The sequence below is a fragment of the Frigidibacter sp. ROC022 genome (assembly GCF_024723735.1).
In the GTDB taxonomy this organism is placed as follows: domain Bacteria; phylum Pseudomonadota; class Alphaproteobacteria; order Rhodobacterales; family Rhodobacteraceae; genus SLM-1.
This window is the reverse complement of the sequence record NZ_JANQDU010000009.1, coordinates 20,477-34,940: the sequence shown is the minus strand read 5'-3', so window position 1 is coordinate 34,940 and position 14,464 is coordinate 20,477. Positions and strand designations below refer to the sequence as shown.

19 protein-coding genes are annotated in these 14,464 nt (G+C 68.2%); 7 read left to right on the top strand and 12 right to left on the bottom strand.

Annotated elements, in window-relative coordinates:
* Nucleotide 1 precedes the first annotated feature (1 nt).
* From NUW50_RS20885 to NUW50_RS20860, 6 genes are all read right to left on the bottom strand, one after another.
* The gene (locus NUW50_RS20885; protein ID WP_258291124.1) at nucleotides 2–388 is read right to left on the bottom strand and encodes a DUF1761 family protein; all 387 of its coding nucleotides are present in this window, start codon (nucleotides 386–388) and stop codon (nucleotides 2–4) included.
* 54 nt (nucleotides 389–442) lie between these two features.
* Nucleotides 443–754 (bottom strand): hypothetical protein, encoded by a 312-nt coding sequence (locus NUW50_RS20880; RefSeq protein ID WP_258291123.1) that lies wholly within the window; start codon nucleotides 752–754, stop codon nucleotides 443–445.
* Nucleotides 755–776: 22 nt separating this feature from the next.
* Nucleotides 777–1,208, bottom strand: a complete 432-nt coding sequence (locus NUW50_RS20875; protein ID WP_258291122.1) for an SRPBCC family protein — start codon at nucleotides 1,206–1,208, stop codon at nucleotides 777–779.
* Nucleotides 1,205–1,528: an ArsR/SmtB family transcription factor gene (locus NUW50_RS20870; protein WP_258291121.1), complete on the bottom strand. Its 324-nt coding sequence runs from the start codon at nucleotides 1,526–1,528 to the stop codon at nucleotides 1,205–1,207. Before NUW50_RS20870 ends, NUW50_RS20875 begins: the two co-directional genes overlap by 4 nt.
* 143 nt (nucleotides 1,529–1,671) lie before the next feature.
* Nucleotides 1,672–2,409, bottom strand: a complete 738-nt coding sequence (locus NUW50_RS20865) for a Bax inhibitor-1/YccA family protein (RefSeq protein ID WP_258291120.1) — start codon at nucleotides 2,407–2,409, stop codon at nucleotides 1,672–1,674.
* A 203-nt stretch (nucleotides 2,410–2,612) separates the two neighbouring features.
* A complete protein-coding gene (locus NUW50_RS20860) occupies nucleotides 2,613–2,837 on the bottom strand; it encodes a DUF1127 domain-containing protein (RefSeq protein WP_258291119.1) in 225 nt (74 codons plus the stop codon).
* 119 nt (nucleotides 2,838–2,956) lie between these two features.
* Here NUW50_RS20860 and NUW50_RS20855 point away from each other — a divergent pair, with 119 nt between their 5' ends.
* On the top strand, nucleotides 2,957–3,838 hold the full coding sequence (locus NUW50_RS20855) for a LysR family transcriptional regulator (RefSeq protein WP_258291118.1): 882 nt from the start codon (nucleotides 2,957–2,959) through the stop codon (nucleotides 3,836–3,838).
* Nucleotides 3,839–3,844: 6 nt separating this feature from the next.
* On the opposite strand, the gene NUW50_RS20850 is transcribed toward NUW50_RS20855, so the two are convergent.
* Nucleotides 3,845–4,816 (bottom strand): NADPH:quinone oxidoreductase family protein, encoded by a 972-nt coding sequence (locus NUW50_RS20850; RefSeq protein ID WP_258291117.1) that lies wholly within the window; start codon nucleotides 4,814–4,816, stop codon nucleotides 3,845–3,847.
* 374 nt (nucleotides 4,817–5,190) lie between these two features.
* Here NUW50_RS20850 and NUW50_RS20845 point away from each other — a divergent pair, with 374 nt between their 5' ends.
* The 3 genes from NUW50_RS20845 (at nucleotide 5,191) to NUW50_RS20835 (ending at nucleotide 7,963) form a co-directional block, all read left to right on the top strand.
* Nucleotides 5,191–5,550, top strand: coding sequence for a helix-turn-helix domain-containing protein (locus tag NUW50_RS20845; protein WP_258291116.1), 360 nt, complete (start codon nucleotides 5,191–5,193; stop codon nucleotides 5,548–5,550).
* Between the two features lie 185 nt (nucleotides 5,551–5,735).
* The gene (locus NUW50_RS20840; RefSeq protein WP_258291115.1) at nucleotides 5,736–6,581 is read left to right on the top strand and encodes an inositol monophosphatase family protein; all 846 of its coding nucleotides are present in this window, start codon (nucleotides 5,736–5,738) and stop codon (nucleotides 6,579–6,581) included.
* Nucleotides 6,578–7,963, top strand: a complete 1,386-nt coding sequence (locus NUW50_RS20835) for an 8-oxoguanine deaminase (RefSeq protein WP_258291114.1) — start codon at nucleotides 6,578–6,580, stop codon at nucleotides 7,961–7,963. Before NUW50_RS20840 ends, NUW50_RS20835 begins: the two co-directional genes overlap by 4 nt.
* Before the next feature lie 7 nt (nucleotides 7,964–7,970).
* Here NUW50_RS20835 and NUW50_RS20830 read toward each other — a convergent pair whose 3' ends face one another.
* Both NUW50_RS20830 and guaD read right to left on the bottom strand, forming a co-directional pair.
* Nucleotides 7,971–8,426, bottom strand: coding sequence for a hypothetical protein (locus NUW50_RS20830; protein WP_258291113.1), 456 nt, complete (start codon nucleotides 8,424–8,426; stop codon nucleotides 7,971–7,973).
* Between the two features lie 155 nt (nucleotides 8,427–8,581).
* The gene (gene guaD / locus NUW50_RS20825; RefSeq protein ID WP_258291112.1) at nucleotides 8,582–9,892 is read right to left on the bottom strand and encodes a guanine deaminase; all 1,311 of its coding nucleotides are present in this window, start codon (nucleotides 9,890–9,892) and stop codon (nucleotides 8,582–8,584) included.
* A 198-nt stretch (nucleotides 9,893–10,090) separates the two neighbouring features.
* Between guaD and mgtE the strand changes: the two genes are divergently transcribed.
* Entirely contained in the window at nucleotides 10,091–11,488 is a 1,398-nt protein-coding gene (gene mgtE, locus NUW50_RS20820) for a magnesium transporter (RefSeq protein ID WP_258291111.1), read from the top strand.
* Between the two features lie 42 nt (nucleotides 11,489–11,530).
* Nucleotides 11,531–12,109, top strand: coding sequence for a 5-formyltetrahydrofolate cyclo-ligase (locus tag NUW50_RS20815; RefSeq protein WP_258291110.1), 579 nt, complete (start codon nucleotides 11,531–11,533; stop codon nucleotides 12,107–12,109).
* Between the two features lie 6 nt (nucleotides 12,110–12,115).
* Here the strand turns inward: NUW50_RS20815 and NUW50_RS20810 are convergent, their stop codons facing one another.
* Together NUW50_RS20810 and NUW50_RS20805 are read right to left on the bottom strand one after the other, a co-directional pair.
* Nucleotides 12,116–12,610 carry a GreA/GreB family elongation factor gene (locus tag NUW50_RS20810; protein WP_258291109.1) on the bottom strand — a complete coding sequence of 165 codons (495 nt, stop codon included), beginning with the start codon at nucleotides 12,608–12,610 and terminating at the stop codon, nucleotides 12,116–12,118.
* Entirely contained in the window at nucleotides 12,607–13,059 is a 453-nt protein-coding gene (locus NUW50_RS20805) for an NUDIX domain-containing protein (RefSeq protein WP_258291108.1), read from the bottom strand. Before NUW50_RS20805 ends, NUW50_RS20810 begins: the two co-directional genes overlap by 4 nt.
* A gap of 83 nt (nucleotides 13,060–13,142) precedes the next feature.
* Between NUW50_RS20805 and NUW50_RS20800 the strand changes: the two genes are divergently transcribed.
* Entirely contained in the window at nucleotides 13,143–13,841 is a 699-nt protein-coding gene (locus NUW50_RS20800; RefSeq protein WP_258291107.1) for an alpha/beta fold hydrolase, read from the top strand.
* Nucleotides 13,842–13,852: 11 nt separating this feature from the next.
* Here the strand turns inward: NUW50_RS20800 and NUW50_RS20795 are convergent, their stop codons facing one another.
* A complete protein-coding gene (locus NUW50_RS20795; RefSeq protein WP_258291106.1) occupies nucleotides 13,853–14,395 on the bottom strand; it encodes a gamma-glutamylcyclotransferase family protein in 543 nt (180 codons plus the stop codon).
* Nucleotides 14,396–14,464: the final 69 nt, after the last annotated feature.

Here is a 14,464-nt window from a genome sequence, read left to right as displayed (position 1 = left end):
CCTAGAGCAGGCCCTGGCAGAGGATCATGATGGCGCCGGAACCGAGGATGTAGCCGCCGTCCACCAGGATCGCGAAGCCGGATTTCTTGACGAAGGCGCCGGTCGAGACGACGAACATCGCCGCCGCCAGGATCGCCAGGATCGCGGTCCAGAGCGCCGACACCATCGCCGTCAGGCCGATGACCAGCGCCAGCAGGAACAACGCCGCCAGCTGCGCCGCCATGGCAAAGACCGGCATCTCCGAGGCCGCGCCCAGCTTCACGCCCGAGCCTTCGGCCCAGCCCTTGCCGAAGACCTTCGGCGAATAGAGCAGCCATCCGAACAGGAAGGACAGGATCGTGCCCAGCACGACGGCCAGGGTATTCAGCGGTTCGGGGTCGGTGGGCATGGTTGGATGTCCTCTTGCTGCGGCGGGGCGCGGCGTGACCCGCGCCCCAGCCTATCACATGCTGATGATTTCGGTGACTTCGACGCTGCCGCCGTCGGCGAGGATCGGGCAGCCCCCGGCCATCTCGGTCGCCGCCGCCAGACCGTCGGCCTCGACGATCGAATAGCCCGACACCGGATTGGCGCCGCCGTTGTCGGCCACGCCGGCCTCGGAAACGGTCCTCGACGGCCCCGAGGGCCCGCCGGGATCGGTCATCGCGGCGCCGAGCCCGCCCATCCAGGCGCCCCAGGCCGCCATCACCCGTTCGCCTTCCGCCTTCGACTCCGGCCGCTTGCCGCCGTGGTAGCTGTACAGGAATTTCGCCATCTTCCGTCTCCCCCTTGGTTGCTCACCGGAACTGGCGTTCCAGCTTGTTGAGGCTCGACGTCCAGCCCTTGGAGTGGTTCCTTGCGCTTTCGTCGTCGCCCAGCTCGTAGTGGTTCAGGATCAGCCGGGTGCGCCCGTCCGGCAGCGGCTCCAGATCGATCACCACCTGGCTCTCCGGGCCTCGCCTGTCCTCGGCATCGTGCCAGGCCCAGGTGAAGGCCACCCGCTCGTGCGGGCGCACCGTGGTCACCTGACCCGAGACCTTGAACTTCTGCCCCTCGGCGCTCTGCATGACCGAGAACCAGGGGCCGGGGCGCGAGAAATCCAGCGCCACATCCGGCAGGGTCATCCCTTCGGGGCCCCACCATTGCATCAGCTTGCCATGCTCGGTCAGATAGCTGAACACGGCCTCCGGCGGCGCATCCAGGGCGCGTTCCAATCTCAGGTCGGTCATGGGGTCTGGTCCTTCTTGATTGCCAGTTCCAGGCGCCGCAGGCTGGTGTCCCAGAACTCCCTGTGGCTCATCGTCCATTGCGAGATCGTGGTCAGCGCCTCGGGCCGGACCGCATAGAGCCGGCGCTGCTTCTCGGCCCGCCGCGTCACCAGGCCGGCACGTTTCAGAACGTCGAGATGTCGCGACACCGCCGGGGCCGAGATCGGCAGCGCGGCCTGGATCGTCCCGGCATCCAGCTCTCCCTCGGTCATCAGCCGTTCGACAATGGCCAGACGGGTCGGGTCGCCGAGGGCAGAGAACAGGGGGGGCAGGGGGGACATTTCGACTCCTTCTTCGGGAGTCGGTTATATAGCGAAATCTTTAATTAGCAAGACTGTTAAATATTGGCTCGCGCGAGGACGGGACCCCGAAACGAAAAAGGCCGGGGTTTCCCCCGGCCTCTGGTCCCTGGCTGTTCTGCGGATCAGTCCCGATTGCCCATGAACTGAAGCAGGAACATGAACAGGTTGATGAAGTCGAGATAGAGGTTCAGCGCACCCATGATGGCGGCCTTGCCCAACCACTCGCTGTCCATCGACCGCGCATGCTGGATGTAGGTGGTCTTGATCTTCTGCGTGTCATAGGCGGTCAGCCCGGCAAAGATCAGCACGCCCAGAACCGAGATCGCGAACATGATCGCCGGCGAGCCGAGGAAGATGTTGACGATCGAGGCGACGATCAGGCCGATCACGCCCATGATCAGGAACGATCCCCAGGCCGAGATGTCCTTCTTGGTCGTGTAGCCCCAGAGCGACAGACCGGCGAAGGAGATCGAGGTGACCAAGAAGGTCTGCGCGATCGAGAAGCCGGTGAAGGCCGCGAAGATCCACGAGATCGACAGGCCCATCGCCGCGGCGAAGGTATAGAAGAACAGCTGCGCGCCGGCCGCCGACAGGCGGTTGATCATCGCACCGAAGGCGAAGACCATGCCCAGCGGCAGGAACATCGCGATCCAGCCCAGAATGTTCGGCTGCAGGGTCACCGGGTTGCGGAACAGCGACAGCAGCGCATCGTTCGATCCGACGGCCCAGGCCACAAGGGCCGTCACCGCCATGCCTACGGACATCGTGCCGTAGACCTTGTTCATATGGGCGCGGAGCCCGGCGTCCACCGCTCCGGTATGGACACCGGCCCCGGCGCGTATCGTCTGATAGTCAGCCATGAAAATCCTCCAGAACAGCACTCATTCGGTAAATCCGCGAATGGGACCACCGTCAGCTATGAATAAAGGTGAGGAGGCACGGTATTTCAAGGATTTCCGGACGTTTCTGCCGGATTTCACGCCGACTTGTCCCGGAGGACAACACCGTCCCGCGCCAGATCGGCGCGAAACGGCCCTGTCCCGCGATTTGCCGGCGCCGGGGGCTAGTTCCGCCAGCTGGCGGGCACGTCCCACAGCGGCCGGGTGGCTTCGGCCTCGGCATCCATATGGGTCAGCCCGAGGTCTTGCAGCCGGTGGGCATCCAGGGCGGCCAGTTGCCGGCGCTCCTTCCAGACGCGGAAGGCCAGGACGACGCGGGTGAAGAGAGACATCGACCGCGGCGCAACGCTGGCGTGGCGGGGGGTGCAGTCCTGAGTGATGACAGACATCGTATCCTCCGTTCTTGTGATGAGCCATGCGGCATGAATCAATTTCCTTGATCCGTATCTCATATCGTGGTTCATTCTTGAAATGAATGTTTGTCACGGTTCACATCAGGATCTATGATATGGCTCGAACTCTCGATCTGTCCTCGCTGCGCTCCTTCGTTGCCGTCGCCGATGTCGGCGGGGTCACCCGGGCGTCCGGATTTCTGAACCTCACGCAATCGGCGGTCTCGATGCAGATCAAGCGGCTGGAAGAGGGGCTCGGCCAGCAGCTTCTGGACCGCACCGGCCGGGGCGTGGCGCTGACCAACGCGGGCGAGCAGCTGTTGGGCTATGCCCGGCGGATGCTGGAGCTGAACGACGAAGTCCTGGCCCGGATGACCGACCAGGCATTCGAGGGCGCGATCACCCTGGGGGTGCCGCATGACATCGTCTATCCGGTGATTCCGCGGGTGCTGCACCGTTTCGCGCAGGACTTTCCGCGGGTGAAGGTGCAGCTGATGTCGGCCAATACCCGAAAGCTGAAAGAGAAGTTCTCACGCGGCGAATGCGACCTGATCCTGACCACCGAGGACGGCGTGTCTCCGGGCGGCGAATCGCTGCTGACGCTGCCGCTGGTCTGGGTCGGCGCGCCGGGCGGCACGGTCTGGCGGACCCGGCCGCTGAAACTGGCCTTCTGCCCGAACTGCATCTTCCGGCAGGGCGTGCTGGCGGCCCTGGACGATGCCGGGATCGCATGGGACATGGCGGTCGACAGCGACCAGACCGGCACGGTCGAGGTCAGCGTTGCCGCCGATCTGGCGGTTCAGGTGCTGCTCGACGGCACCATCGGGCCGCTGTTCGAGAAGATCCAGCATGGCGGTGCCTTGCCCGACCTCGCCCAGAAACAGGTCAACCTCTACGCTGCCGAAGGCGCCAAGAACCCTGTGCTCTCGGGCATGGCCGACCTGCTCCGGCAGGGCTTCCACTCGCTGCCGCGCGCCGCGCTGACCCGCGCCGCCTGAGCGGCGCTATTCCTCGTCGGTAAAGCGGATCACGATCTTGCCGGTCGAGGTCCGGCCCCGCATTGCCGCCAGTCCTTCGTCCAGCCGCTCGGGCGGCAGCAGATGGCTGATATGGGGTTTCAGCCGGCCCAGGGTATGCCATGCGGTCAGCTGCGCCAGGCTTTCGGTCACCGCCGCCGGGTTGAACGCCATGTAGCCGCCCCAATAGAAGCCGAGGACCGAGACATTCTTGACCAGAAGGATGTTGGCAGGCACCGGCGGCACGGTGCCGCTGGCAAAGCCGATGGTCAGGATTCGCGCCTCGGGTCGGCAGGCCCGCAGCGCGGCGGTGAACAGATCGCCGCCGACCGGGTCATAGACCACGTCGCAGCCGCCCAGGGCCTTGACCGCCTCGCGCAGGTCTTCGCTTCCGCTGTCGATCAGGTGATCCGCCCCGGCCGCCCGCGCCACTTCCAGCTTCGCGGCACCGCGCGCCGCCGCGATCACCCGCGCCCCCATGGCATGGCCGATCTCCACCGCGGTCAGTCCGACACCGCCCGCCGCGCCCAGCACCAGCAGCGTCTCCTCGGGCTCCAGCCGGGCTCGCCGGGTCAGCGCCAGATGCGAGGTGCCATAGGCCACGGGGAAGGCGGCGGCGGTGGCGAAATCCATGGTCTCCGGGATCGGCAGGCACCGCTCGGCCGGCACGGCGGCCAGTTCGGCCAGGGTGCCCTCGCCGCCGATCACCATGACCCGGCTGCCCACCGCGGGGGCCTGCGTTCCCGGACCCAGGGCGATGACGGTCCCCGCCGCCTCGAGCCCCGGCACGAAGGGCAGGGGCGGGCGCACCTGATAGCGGCCCTCGATCATCAGGAGATCGGCAAAGTTCAGACCGGCGGCAGCGATCCGCACCAGAACCTCTCCCGGTCCCGGCACCGGATCGGGGCTTTGGCCCCATTCGGGGTCCTGGCCCAGGGTTTTCACCACGATTGCCCGCATCCTGCATCCTCCGTTTCCCTGCGCCGAACGGTGGCCCGCCCGCCGAACGCCTGCCGCCCGGTTCGGCTCGGCACATATCCCGACAGTGGCCGCAGCACCACATCGTAGCGGCCGGCAGGCGATTCGACCCGAGGACATTCAGTCCGGTGGAGTCCGGTTCGACCGCTGCTCACACGCATAGCGAGAATCGGAAAAAGTGATGAATTTTTGGCAGTTGCTGGAAGTGCAGCCGGCCATCCTACAGAAAACAACAGGAATACATGGGTTTGACCAATGCCCCGGCCTGTCGAAAAAGACAGGTTCCGATGACAGGAGCCAACGTCTATTCACTCCGGCACACGCTATGGTAATTCTGTTGATGAGGGAGCCTTTTGATGAAACATCCGGTAGACGTTTATGTGGGCAAGCGGGTACGCCATCGTCGTTGGATGCTAGGAGTGACTCAGCAGCAGCTTGCGGAACAGGTCGGGATCAAGTTCCAGCAAATCCAGAAATACGAAACCGGGATGAACCGAATCAGCGCCTCGCGGCTCTGGGACATCGCCGAAGCGCTGGAAGTGCCGATCTCGTTTTTCTTCGAAGGGCTCGACGGGCAGGAGACCGGTGCGCTGACGCCGGGCGATCTGATGTCCGACAAGGAAGCGCTGGAGCTTGTCCGCTCCTATTATGCGATTCCCGAAACGCAGCGGAAGCGTCTGTTCGACCTGGCGCGGGTGCTCAGCGACGTCGCCTGAAAGCCCCCGGCGCCAGATCAGTCCCCGGGCGGCTAGGGTCGCGGTCTGATCTGGTCCGAGAGTCTTGTGCAGAGCCCGGGGCAGCAGCGCCCCGGATGCCGCGGCCCCCATCCGGGGGCCGAAGTCATGTCGGGAACGGTGTCAGGCTTGACCGATGCGGGGCCAGGGCGTAGCCCGGCAGGATCATGGTACATTCCCCTGCCGCCGCAGCCGCCGCTGCCCCGCCCGACCTCTCGCCCGAATTGCAGGCCGAGCTGATCGCCACCGCCCATGCCCTGGCCGATGTGGCGCGGGTCGAGACCCTGAAGTATTTCCGCGCACCGGGTCTGGATGCCGACAACAAGTCCAGCAGCCATTTCGACCCGGTCACCGTGGCCGACCGCGCCTGCGAAAAGGCGATGCGCGACCTGCTGGCAGAGCGGCGCCCGATGGATGCGGTGCTGGGCGAGGAGCAGGATGCCACTCCCGGCACCTCGGGTCTGACCTGGGTGCTGGACCCGATCGACGGCACCCGCGGCTTTCTGACCGGAACCCCGGTCTGGGGGGTGCTGATCGGCCTGCGCGATGCCGAGAGGGTGCTCTACGGGATCATCGACCAGCCACATATCGGCGAGCGGTTCGAGGGCGGCTTCGGTCGCGCCTGTGTCTCCGGCCCGCATGGCCAGAGGACGCTGGCCACCGGCCCGCGCCGGACCCTTGCCGAGGCGCGGATGTTCTCCACCTTCCCCGAAGTCGGCACCCCGGCCGAGGCCGCTGCCTTCCGTCGGCTCGTCGGACAGGTGCGGCTGACCCGCTACGGGCTCGACTGCTACGGCTATGCGCTGGTCGCGGCCGGTCAGGCCGATATCGTCGTCGAGGCCGGGCTGAACAGCTATGACGTTCTGGCGCCGATCGCGGTGATCGAGGCGGCCGGCGGGATCGTGTCCGACTGGAAGGGCGCCCCGGTGCTGGACGGCGGGCAGGTCCTGGCCGCGGCCAACGCCGATCTGCACCGTGCCGCGCTGGAGGTGCTGGGCGAGGCCGGGGGATGAGCCGCCCGGTCGCGCGCAAGGCTCCGGCGAAGGCCGCGATCCTGAAGGGTGCCGAGGCGATCCTGACCATGGACGGCGAATCGGCCGACGCGCCGTTTGGCGTCGAGTTGCACGGCGCCGACATCCTGATCCGGGGCGGCGTGATCGAGGCGGTCGGGCAGGGGCTCTATGCCGACGATGCCGATCTGATCCGGGTGCAGGGCTGCGTGGTGACGCCGGGCCTGGTGAACACCCATCACCATCTGTTCCAGACCCTGACCCGCGCGGTCCCCGCCGCCCAGGATGCGCTGCTGTTCGGCTGGCTGCAGACGCTCTACCCGATCTGGGCACGGATGCAGCCGGAGGATTTCTACATCTCGGCGGCGGTCGGCCTGGCCGAGCTGGCCTGTTCCGGCTGCACCACCAGTTCGGATCATCTCTACCTGTTCCCGAACGGCGCCCGGCTGGACGACACGATCTCGGCGGCACGCGACATCGGTCTGCGGCTGCATGCCACCCGGGGCGCCATGTCGATCGGCGAGAGCGCCGGCGGCCTGCCGCCGGATGCGCTGGTCGAAGGAGAGGCGGCGATCCTGGAGGATTCGATCCGGGTCATCGACGCCTTCCACGATCCCGCCCCCGGCGCCATGACCCGGGTCGGGGTGGCGCCCTGTTCGCCCTTCTCGGTCAGCCGCGAGCTGATGCGCGACGCGGCGCTTCTGGCCCGCGACAAGGGCGTGATGCTGCACACCCATCTGGCCGAGAACGACGAGGACATCGCCTATTCGCTGGAGAAATTCGGCTGCCGTCCGGGGCAATATGCCGAGGATCTGGGCTGGACCGGCGCCGATGTCTGGCACGCCCATTGCGTCAAGCTGGATGGCGGCGAGATCGACCTCTTTGCCCGTTCCGGCACCGGCGTGGCGCATTGCCCCTGTTCCAACTGCCGGCTCGGCTCGGGGATCGCGCCGGTCCGGGCGATGCGCGATGCCGGGGTGAAGGTCGGGCTGGGGGTGGACGGGTCGGCCTCGAACGACGGTGGTGCGCTGATGGCCGAGGCGCGGATGGCGATGCTTCTGCAGCGGGTCAGCCGGGGCGCCGACGCGATGGCGGCGCGCGAGGCCCTGTGGATGGCGACGCGCGGCGGGGCCGAGGTTCTGGGCCGCGACGATATCGGCCGGGTGGCGCCGGGGCTGCGCGCCGATCTGGCGGTCTGGGATGTCTCGACGGTCGAGACCGCCGGAAGCTGGGACCCGGCGGCGCTGGCCCTGGCCGGACCGCGCGAGGTCCGGCATCTCTTTGTCGAGGGCCGCCAGGTGATCCGCGATGGCTGGCTGAGCACGCTGGACGCGGGCCGGCTGGCGCAGGACCAGGCCCGGGCGCTGGCCCGGCTGCGCGGCTAGCGGTCGGTCAGACCCGGTCGCCGCCGTCGAGCAGCGCCACCAGCAACAGCAGCGCCGCGCCTCCGGCCCAGATGTAGAAGCCGAGGCCACCGACCTGAACGATCCAGTCATAGGCTGCCGAAAGCGTCTCCGAGGCCGGCGGCGTCAGGTCAAGGCCGGTCAGCACCTCCCGGGCCTTCAGCCAGACATAGCCCGCCAGCGCCACCGGCAACAGCGCGGTGATCAGCGACAGGAACCGCGGCGCCCAGCCGATCACCGCCAGCAGGGCGACCAGCACGCCCAGGGCGAAACTGGCCAGATAGGTCAGCAGCAGGGGCGGTTGGTCGGCCAGATTGGCCCAGTCGGTATCCTTCACCCGATCCCAGGGCACGATGGATTCGGCGGTGGGCAGTTTCACCCATGGCAGGAAAAGGCTGGCGGCGATTGCGACACCGCATACGATGACTAGGGACTTCTGTTTCACGTCTGTTCTCCTGCTCGGCCCCCCCGCGGCGCGAAGTATGGCATCGCCGGCGCGGTCGATCCACCCGGCAGGGACGCAAGGCGGGGAACTGTCACCCATGGAACGCAATGCGCGCTGCGGCGCCGTCCGGCAAGCGGGGCGGAAGGTGCCGCGAGTCAGCCTCCGGCGACGGTGCCGGCCCCGCGCAGCGGTGTGCCCGCGATCCAGACATCCCGCACCGCGCGATCGTCGCCCATCATGATCGTCGGGAACAGCAGACCCCAGAAATCCTGCGCGTTGTCGGCCCGCTGCGCGATGGCCAGGGTCGAAGCAAGGTCGATCACCACGAGGTCGGCCTCGTTCCCGGCCACCAGGTTGCCGATCCGGTCATCCAGCCGCAGCGCCCGGGCCGAGCCCGCCGTTGCCAGCCACCAGAGCTGCGCCGGATGGATCGCGGTGCCGCGCAACTGTCCGATCTCGTAGGCCGCCGCCATGGTCCGCAGCATCGAGAAGGACGACCCGCCCCCGGTGTCGGTTGCCAGCCCGACCCGCAGGCTGCCGGTCAGCCCGATGTCGAACAGCCCCGAGCCGATGAAGGTGTTCGAGGTCGGGCAATGCACCACCGCCGCGTCCACCTCGGCCAGCCGTGCCTTTTCGCGTTCGGTCAGCCAGATCGAATGCCCATAAAGCCCGCCCGGTCCCAGCAGGCCATGCGTTTCGTAGGTGTCCAGATAGTCCCGCGCCGAAGGATAGAGGCTGCCCGCCCAGGCGACCTCGTCGGTCTGCTCCGACAGATGCGTCTGCATCGGGCAATCGGGATGCTCGGCCCAGAGCGCCCCCAGGGCATCCAGTTGCTCAGGCGTCGAGGTGGGCGAGAATCGCGGCGTGATCGCATAGTGCATCCGGTCCCGCCCGTGCCAGCGCTCCAGCAGCGCCTTCGACTGATCATAGGACGCCTGGGCGGTGTCGCGCAGCCCTTCGGGGGCGGTGTCGCGGTCCATGCAGGTCTTGCCGCCGACCACGCGCAGGCCACGGCGACTGGCGGCGCCGAAATAGGCTTCGACGCTGGCCGGATGGATGGTGCAGAAACTCGCCGTCGTGGTGGTGCCATGCGCCAGCACCAGGTCGAAATAGCGCTCGGCAATCGTCGCCGCATAGGCCGGATCGTCAAAGCGCATTTCCTCGGGGAAGGTGTAGAGGTTCAGCCAGTCGATCAGCCGCTTGCCCCAGGAGGCGATGATCGCGGTCTGCGGATAATGCGCGTGGGCATCGACGAAGCCGGCCGAGATCAGCGCCGCGCCGTAGTCGGTCACCTCGGCCTGCGGCGCGGCGGCGCGCAGCCGATCGGCGGGGCCGACCTCGGCGATCCTGCCGTCGCGGATCAGCACCGCGCCGTGCCGCTCATGCCGTGCCGCCTCTTCCGGCGGCGCCCGGAACGGGTCGGCCGCATAGGAAATCACCTGTCCGAGTATCAGCCGTTCGGTCATCGCGCATCCTTTCGCCAGGGGTCAGCTTAGGCCGACCGGCGGCCGGGGTAAATCGGCCCCGGACGATGCCGCTCGGCTTCCCGGTTTCCGGGGGTCGCCGGCCGCCGCACCGCGGCGGACATGCGCGATGCCAGCCCGCGCCCCCTGTCCCTCTGGCCCCGCTTCGCCTAAGCTGGGCGGCGGAAGCGGAGGCCTTGCATGACCGACGACGAGACCCAGCTGGAGGATCGGCCCGAGGCCGATGTCGAGGACGAATATGTGCTCGACCGCGGCACCGTCTCGGCCATTCTCGAAGCCGTCGAAAGCCATGACGCCGCCCGCCTGACCGAGCTGATGGAGCCGCTCCACGCGGCCGACATCGCCGACTTGCTGGAACAGATCGGCAGCGACGAACGGGCGGCGCTCGTCCGGCTCTACGGGCGCGAATTCGACGGCGACATCCTGTCCGAGATCGACGAGAGCATCCGTGACGAAATCGTCGCCCTGCTCACGCCCGAGGTCCTGGGCGAAGCGGTCCGCGAACTCGAGACCGACGATGTCGTCGATCTGATCGAGGGCCTGGAACAGCCCGGCCAGCAGGAAGCGGTGCTCGACGCGCTGCATGATGCAGACCGGGTCGCGGTCGAGAAGGCGCTGAGCTACCCCGAATATTCCGCCGGCCGCCTGATGCAGCGCGAACTGGTGATGGGGCCGGAACACTGGACCGTCGGCGAGGCCATCGACTATCTGCGCGGCGCCGAGGATCTGCCCGACCAGTTCTATCACCTGATCCTGGTCAATCCGCGGATGCAGCCCGTGGCCAACGTCACCCTGGGCCGGATCCTGTCGTCGAAACGCGACGTGAAGCTGAAGGACATCGTCGAAGAGGGGTTCCGCACCTTCCATGTCGAAGAGGAAGAGGCCGACGTCGCCTATGCCTTCAACCAGTATCACCTGATCTCGGCCCCGGTGGTGGACGAGGACGACCGGCTGGTCGGCGTCATCACCATCGACGACGCCATGACGGTCCTGGACGAAGAGCATGAAGAGGACATCCTGCGCCTGGCCGGCGTCGGTGACGGCTCGCTCTCGGACCGGGTCGTCGAGACGGTGCGCCGGCGCCTGCCCTGGCTGTTCGTCAACCTGCTGACCGCGATCCTGGCCTCGCTGGTGATCGCCCAGTTCGAAGGCGCGATCTCGCAGCTTGTGGCGCTGGCCGTGCTGATGCCGATCGTCGCCTCGATGGGCGGCAATGCCGGCACCCAGTCGCTGACCGTGGCGGTCCGGGCGATCGCGACCCGCGACCTCACCGGCTCGAACGTCTGGCGGGTGATCCGGCGCGAGGTGCTGGTCGGCCTCGCCAACGGGCTGATCTTCGCGGTGGTGATGGGCGCGGTCGGAATGCTCTGGTTCGGCGCGCCGATGCTGGGGCTGGTGATCGCGGTGGCGATGGTGGTCAATCTGGTGATCGCCGGCCTGGCCGGGATCGGGATTCCGGTGCTGCTCGACCGGATCGGCGTCGATCCGGCCCTGGCCTCGGGCGCTTTTGTCACCACTGTGACCGATGTGGTCGGATTTTTTGCCTTTCTGGGGCTGGCGGCATGGGTCCTGCTGTGATGAAGGGTGTTGCGTGAACTGCCAACCGATGAGGAGTCAGCGATGACCGTTCCCCACGCCAAGGAACTCAAGGCCGCAGCCCGGATCGAGGCGCTGATGCAGCGCGATGCCGCGCATCGGTCCCTGGATGCCGACGACCGCTCCATGGCCACCCGGCACCTGCTGTCGTCGCTGGCGCGCTGGCACGGACGGGTGGTGGCCGGCTATCTGCCGATCAGGACCGAGATCGACCCGCTGCCCGCGATGACCCAGTTGGCGGCCGAGGGCGATGTGGCGGTGCCGGTGATGACCGGTGCCGGCCGGCCGCTGGAGTTCCGCCGCTGGACCCCGGGCTGCGCCCTGGTCGATGGCGGCATGGGCACGCTGATTCCCGAGAGCGGCGAAACCCTGGTGCCCGATGCGCTGATCGTGCCGGTCGTCGCCTTCGACGCCCTGGGCCACCGGCTGGGCTACGGCGGCGGTTTCTATGACCGGACCCTGACCGAACTGCGGGCCCGCCAGTCGGTCTTCGCGGTGGGCTTTGCCTATGCCGCGCAGGAGATGGCCGCGCTGCCGGTCGAGACGACCGACGCCCGGCTGGATGCGGTGGTGACCGAGGAAGGGTTCGCGGTCGGCGGCTGAGCGCCGCTATCCGTCCCAGGCCACGCGCAGGACTTCCAATTCGGCCGCGCCGCCGGGTCTGGCCCACTGCACCAGATCGCCCGCCCGCGCGCCCGACAGCGCCCGGCCCAGCGGCGAGAAGGGCGAGATCATGCCGCGTTTCGGGTCGGCCTCGTCCTCGCCCACCAGCGTGTAGACCGCCTGCCGCCCCTCGGCGTCCTCGATCGTCACCGTGGCGCCCAGCCCGGCCTCTTCGCCACCCGCGGGCGGCACCTCGATCGCCGAGGCCAGCCGCGCGTCGAGCCAGCGCAGGTCGCGTTCGGCCACCGCCAGGGGAGTCAGGTCGTTCGCCTGATCCCGTCCCGCCCGCAGCGCGGCGATCTCGTCGATCAGCGCGACGCGCCGGGCCTGCATCTCGGCCAGATAGGCCGGCCGCACCCAGTTCGGATTGCGGCTGACCGGCCGTTCCGCCACCTCGGGCAGCACCGGCCCGGCGTCTTCCTTGACGAAGGCCCGGCTCATCGCACGATCTCCTCGAGCGGGTCATAGCGCGCCGTCGCGCCCCAGGCATCGAAGGCGATCGCGGGCAGGCTGTCGGGCTTCAGCCGGATCGTGCCCAGCTCCGCCGCCGAGAAATAGCGCCGCTCGGTCACCACGCCCTCGGGGTCGCGATGCGCCGGGTCCAGGCTGCCGCCGACGATCCGGCAGCGAAAGTAGAGATCGACCTGATGCAGGCTCGACTGCGGATCGTGGAACTCGTTGACCAGTGCCAGCGGCCCCGGCGCCACCTGCAGCCCGGTCTCCTCGGCGACCTCGCGGATCAGGTTGTCGGGCAGCGAGGCCCCCGGCTCGACCCCGCCGCCCGGCGCGCACCAGAGATCCGAGACGCCCCCCGGCCAGGCATTGACCAGCAGCAGGCGTGCGTCCTGAACGATGATGGCACGGGTGGCCAGGCGGATGCGGCGGTTCATCCCCTCAGCCTGTCAGGGACCGGCGCCGTCGACAAGGCCCGGGCAGATCTTGGCAGCGCTTCGGCTTGCGCCTAGCAAGGGGCATGGCCAGAGCCCGCACCTCGCCGCATGACCCTTCGCATCCGCAGGACTGCGTCGTCCTGCTGCACGGTCTGGCGCGCAGCCCGGCCTCGATGCTACTGATGGCCGCCGCCCTGCGCCGGGCCGGCTACCGGGTGATCAATCTCGGCTACCCATCGACCGCCAAGCGGATCGAGGCGCTGGCCGGGCCGATCCTGCAGGACGCCATTGCCGCCTGCGGCACGGCGCGGGTGAATTTCGTCACCCATTCGATGGGCGGCATCCTGCTGCGCGCCGGGTTGCTGCAGCATCGCCCGCCGAACATGGGCCGGGTGGTGATGCTGGGGCCGCCGAACAGCGGCTCGGAACTGGTCGATGCGCTCGGCGGGATCGCCGCCTTCAAATGGATCAACGGCCCTGCCGGGCTGGAGCTCGGCACCGGCCCCGACGCGGTGCCGGCGCAGCTGCCGCCGGTCGATTTCGAACTCGGGGTGATCGCCGGGGACCTGTCGCTGAACCCTATCTACTCGGCGCTGATCGAGGGGCCGAACGACGGCAAGGTCTCGGTCGCCTCGACCCGGTGCGAAGGGATGACCGATCACATCGTGCTGCCGGTCTCGCACAGTTTCATGATGAACAACCGCAGGGTGATCGCCCAGGTGCTGACCTTTCTGGCCACCGGCCGGTTCAGCCATGATCCGGAGCAGCCGGAGGGGCGCTGAGCGCCCTCGACTCAATCCTCGGGCCGCAGCACCCGCATCCCGAGCCGCGCGACATGGGCATCGCACAGCGCCAGCGCCTCGGCGCCCAGCCGCTGGTGCCGGGGATAGCGGGGCGCGGCGCGGTCGGCCAGCAGCGGCGCCTCCCATCCCGCCGTCGTCTCGAAGAACCGGGCCACGCCCCCGATGCCGAATTCGGCCAGATAGCCCGCGACCACCACATCCAGATAGCTTTGCAGGATCGGTCGCGGTGCGGTGGCGGGCGGGTGCTTGTCGGGCGGGATCGAGAAGATCACCAGCCCGTCGGCCCCGACCACCGGATCATAGGCGGCCTCGCGCTGCATCAGTGCCGGACGGTCGGCCTCGGCCACGGGCAGCACCAGGCCTTCGATCTCCGAATCGATCTGTGGCAGGGCGGTCAGCACCGCGACAGGGCGATGCGCCAGATGCACCCATTGCCGGCGCCAGCCGCGGATCCGGAGCGGCGCGGTCGGCGCATGGTCATGCGTGCCCCGATGCACGAGGGAACCATAGCCGAACACTCGAAACTGGCCCATCTCCGTCCTCCGATCCCCGGTCCGGCGCCCGGCCACCGGCGCCTCGGCCCGACCATGCCGATCCCTGCC